Below are 12555 nucleotides of genomic sequence, written 5' to 3' on the forward strand. Positions count from 1 at the left end.
AGCTCCGTTTTGGCCTCATTTTAAGGTTTAAAATTTTTAGTGTCAATGTTTACTAGCAGTTGCTTTTGCATTCAAAGTTTCAAATAATTCTGCTACAAGCTCAAGATTCTTTCTAATAGGAAGATGCTGAGGGCAGATATTCTCGCATTTACCACACTTAATGCAATCACTAGCCTTACCAAAATTTGCATTTAAACGCTCATAGTATTCACGTTGAATAGTAAATCCTTTATCCTTTGATTCCTGTTTTTCTGCGTTATACAATGAGAAATACTTTGGAATTGGAATATTCATTGGGCAGCCATCTACACAATAAGCACATGCTGTACATGGAATTGCAATAGCACCGTTAATAATATCTCTTGCCATAGCAACAAGCTTTTGTTCTTCCTCTGATAAAGGCTTAAAATCTGCCATATAGCCTGTGTTATCAAGAAGCATCTGTTCACTTCCCATTCCAGAAAGAACCATCTTTACATTTGGGAGTGACGCCGCAAAACGTATAGCCCACGATGGAATTGAAGCATTAGCATCGTAGTTCTTGAATAAATCTGTCACTGCATCTGGCACATTTGCTAATGTACCTCCTTTAACTGGTTCCATAACAACCACTGGCTTATTGTGCTTTACACACACCTCGTAGCATTTTCTTGATTGAATAGCTTCACTTTCCCAATCAAGGTAGTTTATCTGAAGCTGAACGAATTCAACCTCTGGATGCTCTGTGAGAATTCTGTCTAAAAGCTCAGCTCTGTCATGATAAGAGAATCCCATATGCTTAACGAGGCCTGCTTCTTTCTTTTTAGCCAGCCATTCAAAGCTTCCAAGCTCTGTATATTTCTTATAGTGTCCCTCGCCCACATCGTGGATAAGGTAATAATCAAAATATGAAACGCCTGTCTTTTCCAACTGCTTGTTGAAAATTTCATCCATCTCTTCGGCTTTATTAAAGAAGCCAGCATGGAGTTTATCGGCAAGAGTGAATTTGTCTCTAGGATATCTATCTACCAATGCCTCTTTTGTAGCATTTTCAGACTTAAATCCACAATACATCCAAGCAGTATCAAAATATGTAAATCCTCTTTCAATAAAGGTATCAACCATCTTTTTAAGAGTCTCTACATCAATTGAATCTTCTTTGTTAGGATCTAATCTTGGTAAACGCATTAAACCAAAACCGAGTTTTTTAGTGTTATCCCCAAATATATTTGCCATTAGTCCTCTCCTTTCAATTGTGCAAAATCTATCTACATAATACTCCACACTCCATATAGTTAGTCAATAGAAACTCAGATATTCGCTTTCAATAAAAAAGGCTAGCTCCGTAATTAGAGCTAGCTTTTGAATGTCTATATTATTTCTTATACTGCCAAGAAGAACTTGATAAGGAAAAGTACTGAGATTACATATGTAAGAGCAGATACTTCCTTTGCCTTGCCTGTGAACACCTTGATTACTGTGTAAGAAATCATTGCAAGACCAATACCATGTCCGATTGAACCAGAAACAGGCATAGCAATAAGCATGATAGTAACTGGTACACATACTGAAAGGTCATCAAAGTTTACCTTCTTAAGACCTGTCATCATAAGAACACCAACATAGATGAGTGCTGCTGATGTTGCAGCTGCTGGAATAATTGCTGCGATAGGTGCAAGGAAAATGCAAAGAAGGAAAGCAATACCACATGTAAGTGCTGTAAGACCTGTACGTCCTCCTGCCTCAACACCTGAAGCTGACTCGATAAATGTTGTAACTGTTGATGTACCTGTGCAAGCACCGAAAATTGTTCCGACAGAATCTGAAAGAAGAGCTTCCTTCATGTTTGGCATATTGCCTTCTCTATCAACCATACCTGCACGAGAAGCTGTACCTACTAATGTTCCAATTGTATCGAACATATCAATGATACAGAATGTGATAACAAGTGTTACTGCTGTAAACCACCCCATCTGAGTTAGACCAGCAAAATTAAACTTAAAGAGTGTTGTTGTAGCCATATCACCAAATGCAGGAACAAATGATGCTGTTGCAAGTGATGCAAAAGGATTCTGGCCAAGTACGAAGAAATCGCCAATCCAGTAAATTACTGATGCAGCAAGCATACCAATAATAACTGAAGCCTTAACGCCCTTTGATGCAAGAACTACAATAATAAACAAACCAACAAACATTGTAATAACAGAAAGAACCATTACTGGGTAAGCATCTGTCATTGTCTGCTTAGCGTATGAAGCTGTAAGAGCTCCGAAGAAATCTTTCATTGCAAAAAACTGATTGAAGTTTGAATCTGCAATGTAAACATTTGAACCAAAACCAATGTTAAGAAGCATAAGTCCAATAGCTGGTGAAATACCGAGACGAATGCCAAGTGGAATTGCATCTACAATCTTTTCACGAATATTGAGAAGTGAAAGGATAAAGAATACAATACCTTCGATAAGAATGATGCAAAGCATTGCCTGGAATGACTCTACATATCCCATACCAGTCATAGCAACAAGGTTGCCGATTACAATAGCCATGAATGAGTTAAGTCCCATACCTGGAGCAAGACAGAAAGGCTTATTTGCAAGGAAAGCCATAACAAACATAGCGACCGCTGATGAAATACATGTGGCAAGGAATACACCATTCCAAAGTGCCTGACCACCTGCACCGTAACCAGTAAGAAGGTTTGGATTCAAGGCAATGATATAAGCCATTGTCATGAATGTGGTGAGACCAGCGATGATTTCTGTCTTTACAGAAGTGTTGTTCTCTTTGAGTTTAAATCTTTTCTCTAACATTTTTTTCTCCTTTATATAAAAAATTTATAGGGAACTACTTCAAGCTTGCTTTGATAAACGCAGCAAACAATGGATGTGGCTTATTTGGGCGGCTCTTAAACTCAGGATGGAATTGTACACCTACATGGAATTTGTTTGATGAAACTTCGATTGCTTCAACAACTTCATCATTAGGTGAAGTACCAGAGATTGTGAGACCTTTTTCTGTCATAAGCTTACGATATTGATTATTAAACTCGAATCTATGTCTATGGCGCTCAGATATATTTTCTGAACCATATGCTTCATATAATTTTGTATTTTTTTGAACTGCACAAGGATATGCTCCAAGGCGCATTGTTCCGCCCTTTCTAAGAACAGCCATCTGTTCTTCCATAAGGTCGATTACGCAATTCTTTCCTGTGCTATTAAACTCACGAGAATTGGCATCCTCAAGGCCGCAAACATTTCTTGCAAACTCAATTGCAGCAACCTGCATACCTAAGCAAATACCAAGATAAGGAATATCATTTTCACGTGCGAACTGGCAAGCAGCTATCTTTCCTTCTACTCCTCTATCGCCAAATCCTCCTGGTACAAGAATTCCATCTACACCACCTAAAACATCTTTTACATTGTCTTTTGTGATTGTTTCAGAATCAACCCATTCGATTTCAACGTGAGCACTGTTTGCATATCCGCCGTGGTATAATGCTTCGCGAACTGATAAATAAGCATCATGAAGTGCAACGTACTTACCAACAATAGCAATTTTTGTCACCTTCTTCAAGCCTTTTATATTATCTACCATTTTTTCCCATTCTTCAATGTCTGGAGAAGGATTTTCTAAACCAAGTTCACGACATACAACATCATCAAGGCCATACTTGTGCATCATAAGAGGTGCTTCATATAAGCAATCAAGGGTATCATTCTCAATAACGCAGTCCTTCTTTACATTACAGAATAGAGAAATCTTATCCTTAATAGACTGCTCAAGTGGATGATCAACACGGCAAACAATAATATTTGGCGAAATACCAAGAGACTGTAGCTCCTTAACTGAATGCTGTGTTGGTTTTGATTTATGTTCTTCTGAGCCTGAAAGCCATGGAACCAAAGTTACATGAATAAATAAGCAGTTTTCACGTCCTTTTTCAAGAGATACCTGGCGAATAGCCTCAAGGAAAGGCTGTGACTCTATATCGCCTGTTGTTCCACCTATTTCTGTAATCAAAACATCACAATCAGATGTTTCAGCACCCATATAAATGAATCTCTTTATTTCTTCTGTGATATGTGGAATAACCTGAACAGTCTGGCCTAAATACTCACCTTTACGCTCACGATTAAGAACATTCCAATATACTTTTCCTGACGTAAGATTAGAATATTTGTTAAGGCTTTCATCAATAAAGCGTTCATAATGTCCAAGATCAAGATCTGTTTCTGCTCCATCATCTGTAACAAAAACCTCTCCGTGCTGATATGGGCTCATTGTGCCAGGATCAACATTCATATAAGGATCAAGTTTTTGTGATGCAACCTTATAACCTCTCATTTTTAATAAACGTCCTAATGACGCTGCTGTAATACCTTTTCCTAATCCTGATACTACACCACCTGTAACAAATACATGCTTTGTCATCTTAAACTCCTTCGTATTTCTTTATAATATCTTTAGCAACTTCAACACGAGATTTTCGCGTATCCATCGCTTGTTTCTCTATAGTTTTATGAGCTTCTTCCTCTGAAATATCATTGTTAACAATCAATAGAAGCTTTGCTCTAGATATGATTTTCATATCCTCTAACTTTTGCTCAAGTTTTGCGCTTTCCTTATGAGCCATACTAATACGTCTTTGCGCAACTCTTGCAAGTTTCAAAGCCTGCCAAAATAACTGCTTATTTATTGGCTTTGAAACAGTTATAATGCCGTAATCTTCAACGTGTTCTGCAACTTCGTCAATAAATTCTGCTTTAATAAACAATATGACCTGGCAATTATTCTTTTCAGCAATATCTATTGCTAAATCTTCTCCAGAGCTATTATCTATAGGACCGTTTATAATACATATATCAAAATCGTAGTCCAAAATAGCCCTCTTTGCCCGCGGTCCATTGTCAGTTGCAACCACATCTACAATTCCATTTTCTTTAAGAAAGGATTTGTAAAACAGAGTTCCTTTTTCGTTGTTGCAGACAATCAATGCCCTTTCCATAAAACCTCTCCAAATTAAATATAAGATTTTATGATATCAATATATCGCTGAGTAACCTCACTGAAAGAAGACTTAGTGATAAACTCACTATTCTCAGCGCACTCGATAGCTTCCTCAATGGAAAGTGGTAGCATTTCCAAATAAGCAGATCTATCCTCTGTTAAGAATCTAGAATTTACTTCTAATGCAGGTGGAAGCTTTTCTTTATTTTTGATTCCCGCAAGACCAGCCTGCAAAATAATTGCACTTGCCAAATAAGGATTGATGCAAGAATCTGGAGAACGAAGTATAAAATGGTCTCTCTTCCCATTAATCTCAGGAACTCTGAATAATCTTGAGTTATTTTGAGAAGACCATGTAATATACTTTGGTGCTTCTGCCATTCCAAATCTGTTATAGGAATCTCTTCTACAGTTAAGGAATAAAGTAATATCCCTCATTCTATTAAGAATACCTGCCATAAAGCTTTCTGAGAAATCCTCATCAGATGTTTGGAGATTTACATTCCCTTTGTAATTTGCCATCTTGATATGTAAACCATTACCAGGTGCATCTTCCAATGGAAGTGGATCAAATGATGCATAAACACCATTTCTAGCTGCAATGTTTTCTACTACGTTTTTGTAGGTCACAAGATTGTCAGCTGTTGTAAGAACATCGGCGGACATGAAATCAATCTCATTTTGACCTGGCCCTCTCTCATGATGAGATGTTTGTGGGATGATTCCCATTTCTTCCAATGTAAGACAAATTTCTCTTCGAATGTTTTCCCCCTTATCACTTGGCGCAACATCAAGATATCCACCATTATCAAATGGTTCTTTAGTTGGATTTCCATCTTCATCTGTTTTAAATAGATAAAACTCAGATTTAAGACCCATACGAGTACTAAATCCTGCTTTCTCACATTCATTAAGGGTTTCTTTTAAGAAATTACGATAGTCATAAGTAAATGGAGTGCCGTCGGCAAGAACCACATCACAATACATACGAACAACTCGTCCTGATTGTGGACGCCAAGGCAAAATATGAAGTGTATCAGGATCTGGCTTAAGGAATAAATCCTGACTATCTCCATCATGATAGCCTAAAATTAAAAAGGAGTCGAAATTCACGCCTTCTTCAAAGGCGTGTCTCAACTCCTGTGGCATTATTGATATGTTTTTTTGTGTACCGTATAGGTCACAAAAGGCTAGACGTATAAATTTTACGTCGTTTTCTTCAACGAAATCGATGATATCTTCTACTGATAGATTTGACATGCTCCCTCCAAAATAAAAAAAGCGTTTTTTTTTTGGAAAAATCTTTCCTAAAAAAAATACGCTCAATTACTCTGAAATATTACAACAGCATTATCCATTTGTAAAGAAAAATTTTTATAAATTTTCAATTGTATAAAATATAATTGTCTTTTAACCAAATAACATTTTTAAGATTTTGTTTATTGTATATTTGCTTATCTACATTTATAATACGTAATGTTGCAAAAATATTATATTAATAAGAAAGAATTATTATTATATGGAAAACAAATTATTCAAATTAGGCATCGATATAGGCTCTACAACCGTTAAGATTGCAGTGCTTGACGATGATAACAATCTTTTATTTTCTGACTATCAGAGACACTTTGCTAACATCCAGCAAACTCTCACTGATTTATTAACTCAAGCCAAGTCTAAGCTTGGTCAGATTCAAGTTCGTCCAATGATTACTGGCTCAGGCGGACTTACCCTTGCAAAGCACCTTGGTGTTGAATTTGTACAGGAAGTTATAGCTGTTTCTACTTCACTCACTCACTATGCTCCACAGACAGATGTTGCTATCGAGCTCGGTGGTGAAGATGCTAAAATCATTTATTTTGAAAATGGCAATGTTGAGCAGCGTATGAACGGTATCTGTGCCGGTGGTACAGGTTCATTCATTGATCAGATGGCTTCTTTACTTCAGACTGACGCACCTGGATTAAATGAGTACGCAAAGGACTATAAAGCTATCTATCCTATCGCTGCTCGTTGCGGTGTTTTTGCAAAGACAGATATTCAGCCACTTATCAATGAAGGTGCTTCAAAGGAAGACTTATCTGCTTCTATTTTCCAGGCAGTAGTTAATCAGACTATCTCAGGTCTTGCATGTGGTAAACCAATTCGTGGTCACGTTGCATTCCTCGGTGGTCCTCTTCACTTCTTGGATCAACTTAGAGAAGCATTTATTCGTACACTTAAATTAGATGATGAGCATGCTATCTTGCTTGATAACTCTCACCTTTTTGCAGCTATTGGTTCTGCACTTAACTCAAAGGAAGATCAGAACGTACCTATGGACGAGCTTATCGATAAGCTTTCACAGGGAATCAAGATGGACTTTGAGGTTGCCAGACTAGAGCCTTTATTCGAGGGCGAGGACGATTTCAGAGCCTTCAAGGACAGACATGCAAAGGCTCAGGTTAAGAAGGGTGATTTAGCTAACTATCACGGTAATGTTTACCTTGGTATTGATGCTGGTTCTACTACTACAAAGCTTGCTGTTGTAGGTGATGACGGCACACTTCTATACTCATTCTACTCAAGCAATAATGGTAGCCCACTTGCTACTTCACTTAAAGCTTTAAAAGAAATTTACTCTATCATGCCTGAAGATACACATATCGTGCACTCTTGCTCAACAGGTTATGGTGAGGCTTTACTTAAGGCTGCTTTACAGCTTGATGATGGCGAAGTAGAGACAATCGCTCACTACTATGCTGCAGCATTCTTTAATCCTGATGTAGACTGTATCCTTGATATCGGTGGTCAGGATATGAAGTGTATCCGTATTAAGAATGGAGTTGTTGATAGCGTACAGCTTAACGAAGCATGTTCTTCTGGTTGTGGATCATTCATCGAGACTTTCGCAAAGTCCCTTGATTTCACAGTTCAGGATTTTGCCGAGGAAGCGCTCTTCGCTCTTAACCCAATCGATCTTGGTACACGTTGTACCGTATTTATGAATTCAAAGGTTAAGCAGGCACAGAAGGAAGGTGCTTCAGTTGCAGATATTTCATCTGGTCTTGCTTACTCAGTTATAAAGAACGCACTCTTCAAGGTTATCAAGCTTTCTGATGCTTCAGAGCTCGGCAAGAACATCGTTGTTCAGGGTGGTACATTCTACAATGATGCTGTTCTTCGTTCCCTTGAAAAGGTTGCAGGTGTAAATGTAGTTCGTCCTGATATTGCAGGTATCATGGGCGCCTTTGGTTGTGCTCTTATTGCAAAGGAACGTTACGAAGAAAATCCTACTACAACTACACTTGGCATTGATGAGATTAACAGCCTTACATTTGATACAAAGCTCACTCGTTGTCAGGGCTGTGTGAACCACTGCTTACTTACAATCAATAGATTCTCAGGCGGACGTTCATTCATCACAGGTAACAGATGTGAAAAGGGTGCAGGCGGTGTTAAGAACAAAGAAAACATCCCTAACCTTTACGAGTATAAATACAACAGACTTTTTGATTATGAGCCTCTTTCAGAGGAAGAAGCTACTCGTGGTACAGTTGGTATTCCACGTGTCCTTAACCTTTATGAGAATTACCCATTCTGGGCTACATTCTTTAAGGCTCTTAAATTTAGAGTAGTTCTCTCTCCTCGTTCAAACCGTAAGGTTTACGAAATGGGTATCGAGTCAATCCCATCTGAGTCAGAGTGCTACCCAGCCAAGATAGCACACGGTCATGTTCAATGGCTTATCAACGAAGGCAATGTGGACTTCATTTACTATCCATGTATTCCATACGAAAGAAATGAGTTCCCTGATTCTAACAACCACTACAACTGCCCTATCGTTACATCTTACGCTGAAAATATTAAGAACAATGTGGATGAAATTACAACTGGTAAGGTTCGTTTCCTTAATCCATTTATGGCATTCTCTTCTGAGGAGATTCTTACAACTCAGCTTGAAAAGGTATTTAAGGAAGAGTTTGATATTGACGCTTCTGAGGTTAAGGCAGCAGCACATGCAGCATGGCTTGAGCAGGAGCATTTCAGAAATGATATGTACGCTAAGGGCCAGGAAGTTCTTAAGTATCTAGAAGAAACAGGAAAGCATGGTATCGTTCTTGCAGGAAGACCTTACCACGTAGACCCTGAGATTAACCACGGTATTCCAGAGCTTATTAACAGCTACGGCATTGCAGTACTTACTGAGGATTCTATTTCAAACCTTGGTGAGGTTGAGCGTCCTCTTATCGTTATGGACCAGTGGATGTTCCACTCTCGTATGTACTCAGCTGCAAACTATGTTAAGAAGCATGACAACTTAGATTTAATTCAGCTTAACTCATTCGGTTGCGGTCTTGATGCCGTTACAACTGATCAGGTTGCTGATATCCTTACAAACTCTGGTAAGATTTACACTTGCCTTAAGATTGATGAGGTTAACAACCTTGGTGCTGCTCGTATCAGAGTACGTTCTCTACTTGCTGCACTTCGCGTTAAGAAGAAGAAAAAGCAGGAGCGCACTATTGTTCCAGCTAATTACAACCGTATCGTATTTACAGAGGAAATGAAGAAGAATTACACAATCCTCTGCCCACAGATGTCACCTATCCACTTTGATTTGATCGAGCCTGCATTTAATGCAGCCGGTTACAACCTGGTGATTCCTGATATTCCTACACGTACATGTGTAGATGTGGGACTTAAGTATGTTAACAACGATGCATGCTACCCTTCACTTATGGTAATCGGACAGCTTATGGCTGCTATCGATTCAGGTGAGTTTGATATGAGCCGTACTGCTCTCCTCATTTCACAGACAGGTGGTGGATGTCGTGCTTCAAACTACATCGGTTTCATCAGACGTGCACTTGCAAAAGCAGGCTATCCTGATGTTCCAGTTATCTCATTGAACCTTAACGGCTTCGAGCCAAACCCTGGATTCAAGCTTACACCTAGCCTTATCCAGCACGGACTTTACGCTCTTACTTTTGGCGATATCTTACTTCGTTGTGTTTATAGAGTACGTCCTTATGAAGCAGTTCCTGGCTCAACAAACAAGCTTCACGATAAGTGGAGAAAACAAGTTATCGATTTTGTTTCTAATACAAAGATTCTTTCTCACCGCAAGTTCAAGAGAATGTGCCGTGAAATGATTCGCGATTTCGATAACCTTCCTATCATCGAAGGTCTTAAGAAGCCACGTGTTGGTATCGTAGGAGAAATTCTTGTTAAGTTCCTTCCAGCAGCAAACAATCAGCTTGCTGAATTACTTGAGCAGGAAGGTGCCGAAGCAGTTGTTCCAGATCTTACTGACTTCCTTCTTTACAGTTTCTACAATGCAAACTTTAAGGAGGAAAACCTTGGTGCAAGTCGCAAGACAAAGTTCTATTGCAACATGGGAATTAAATTCTTTGAATGGCTCAGAAGTGCTGCCAGAGATGAATTTAATAAGTCGAAGAGATTTACTGCTCCAGCATACATTACAGATACTGCAGCAAACGCTAAAGAAATCGTATCAATCGGTAACCAGACTGGTGAAGGATGGTTCCTTACAGGTGAAATGCTTGAGCTTATTGAAACAGGTGCAAGCAATATCGTATGTATCCAGCCTTTCGGATGCTTGCCAAACCACGTAGTTGGTAAGGGTGTTATCAAGCGTATCCGTCATGAGCACCCAGAGGCAAATATCGTAGCCATCGACTACGATCCAGGTGCATCTGAAGTTAACCAGCTCAACAGAATTAAGCTTATGCTTTCTACAGCAAATAAAAACTTGGCTAAGGCCGAGTAATATAGCAAAAGCCAGCTCCGCAGAGCTGGCTTTTTGTTTATCATATATTTGCCACCACTATTCTAAATTCATATGGCTTTAAGAAGAAGTTTTCTCTTTCTGCCTCCTCATAATTACTAAAGATGATATTGTCACCATAAAATTCTACAGCCTTGTTGAAGCTAGAAAGATTGCAGTAAATGTAAAGTCTTTCATGAGTAGATTCTCTGGTAAAGATAAAAACATCACTTGGTGAGGCTACTCTTCTATAATTTCCATCCTGAAGTGCCTCTGAATTCTTTCGGAATTCAATCATATTCTTATAGAAGTTTAAGATGCTATTATCATCTCTAAGCTCTGTCTCAACATTAATAAATGATTTATTAGCATTGATTTTTAGCCAAGGTGTACCTGTAGTAAAACCTGCATTATCGCTTGCATCCCATTGTACAGGAGTTCTTGCATTGTCTCTTGTGGTCTGAAGAATTAATTTGCGTCGAATAGAGTGGACCAATAACATCTTTCTCAATGATTGATTAATGTTATATGATTCTACGTCTTTTAGTTCCTTAAGGCCCTTAAAATCGCCATTTGTCATGCCAATTTCCTCACCCTCATATATAAAAGGAACTCCTCGAAGGCTAAGATTTAAACCACATAAAAGTTTTGCACTTTTCTCCCAGTATTTGCCAACATTTCCAAAGTGATTAACAGAGCGAATCTGATCATGATTCTCCAAATAATTCGCTGGAACTTCTAAAGCATTCTGCCATTTATCCAACACTTTAATAAGCTTACTTGGATTAAATCCCTTTTTAAACCATTTTATTCCGTAGTTATCTACGTCCATGTGTTCAAAGAAGAACACAGCATCAAGCTCTTTACGATTTTCATCACTAAGAAGCTTTGCATCATCAGGAGTCACAAAAACAGTTTCGCCAACTATGAATGTCTTGTATTTGCTCCACACTTCCTCGTTGAAGCGCTTTAATAATTCATGGCATCCTTCAGTGTTCAGATAGTGTTCCCTACCTGTCAATGCTAAACGCTTTTTTCCATTTTCCAGTGACTGTTTATAAATGATATTAATTACGTCACATCTGAATCCAGCAACACCCTTATCCAACCAAAATCTCATGATATCTGTTATTTCATCAAATACATCAGGATTTTGCCAATTTAAATCAGGTTGTTTTTTACTAAAAAGGTGTAAGTAATAATCACCCTTTTCAGTTTTTGACCATGCGCGACCGCCAAAGAATGAACCCCAGTTATTTGGATAACTGCGACCATTTCCTTCTCTGAAATAATAATAATTTCGATATTTTTCATCACCAGCGAGAGCTTTTTTAAACCATTCATGCTCATCAGAAGTATGATTAATAACCAAATCCATTATTATCTTTATTCCAAGCCTTTTGGCTTTACTTATAAGCTTCTCCATGTCTTCCATGGTGCCATATTCAGGATTGATGCCCTTATAATCAGAAATATCATAACCATTGTCATAACCAGGGCTTTGATAAACTGGACTAAGCCAAATGGCATCTACTCCCAGTTCTTTTAGATAATGTAATTTTGAAATTATACCTGGAATATCCCCTATTCCATCACCATTACTATCACAAAACGATCGTGGATAAATTTGATAAACTATAGCGTTTTTCCACCATTTTTTTGTACCAGCTGCTGCCATAACCCTTCCCCCATAGCAATATGTGATAGATTAATAATAACTAAAATGACACATTATTTCAATGATTTATTCACAATTTACACACAAATAAAGATAAGTTGTTTGTTAATTCTTT

Annotated in this window: 7 protein-coding genes; 1 reads left to right on the top strand and 6 read right to left on the bottom strand. The window is 38.2% G+C overall.

Annotated features, from left to right (window positions below; translation table 11 throughout):
* Positions 1–42: 42 nt before the first annotated feature.
* From E7274_RS03695 to E7274_RS03715, 5 genes are all read right to left on the bottom strand, one after another.
* A complete protein-coding gene (locus E7274_RS03695) occupies positions 43–1215 on the bottom strand; it encodes an aldo/keto reductase (protein ID WP_304173847.1) in 1173 nt (390 codons plus the stop codon).
* A gap of 146 nt (positions 1216–1361) precedes the next feature.
* Positions 1362–2789, bottom strand: coding sequence for an NCS2 family permease (locus E7274_RS03700; RefSeq protein WP_033154429.1), 1428 nt, complete (start codon positions 2787–2789; stop codon positions 1362–1364).
* 34 nt (positions 2790–2823) lie between these two features.
* Positions 2824–4416 (bottom strand): CTP synthase, encoded by a 1593-nt coding sequence (locus E7274_RS03705; RefSeq protein WP_304173849.1) that lies wholly within the window; start codon positions 4414–4416, stop codon positions 2824–2826.
* Position 4417: 1 nt separating this feature from the next.
* Positions 4418–4990 (bottom strand): ANTAR domain-containing response regulator, encoded by a 573-nt coding sequence (locus tag E7274_RS03710; protein WP_304173851.1) that lies wholly within the window; start codon positions 4988–4990, stop codon positions 4418–4420.
* Positions 4991–5004: 14 nt separating this feature from the next.
* Positions 5005–6252: a glutamine synthetase family protein gene (locus tag E7274_RS03715; protein WP_304173853.1), complete on the bottom strand. Its 1248-nt coding sequence runs from the start codon at positions 6250–6252 to the stop codon at positions 5005–5007.
* Positions 6253–6511: 259 nt separating this feature from the next.
* Here E7274_RS03715 and E7274_RS03720 point away from each other — a divergent pair, with 259 nt between their 5' ends.
* Positions 6512–10765, top strand: a complete 4254-nt coding sequence (locus E7274_RS03720; protein ID WP_304173855.1) for a 2-hydroxyacyl-CoA dehydratase — start codon at positions 6512–6514, stop codon at positions 10763–10765.
* Between the two features lie 40 nt (positions 10766–10805).
* On the opposite strand, the gene E7274_RS03725 is transcribed toward E7274_RS03720, so the two are convergent.
* Entirely contained in the window at positions 10806–12440 is a 1635-nt protein-coding gene (locus E7274_RS03725; protein WP_304173857.1) for an alpha-glucosidase, read from the bottom strand.
* Between the last annotated feature and the right edge of the window lie 115 nt (positions 12441–12555).

Source organism: Pseudobutyrivibrio ruminis, assembly GCF_015057245.1.
In the GTDB taxonomy this organism is placed as follows: domain Bacteria; phylum Bacillota; class Clostridia; order Lachnospirales; family Lachnospiraceae; genus Pseudobutyrivibrio; species Pseudobutyrivibrio ruminis_E.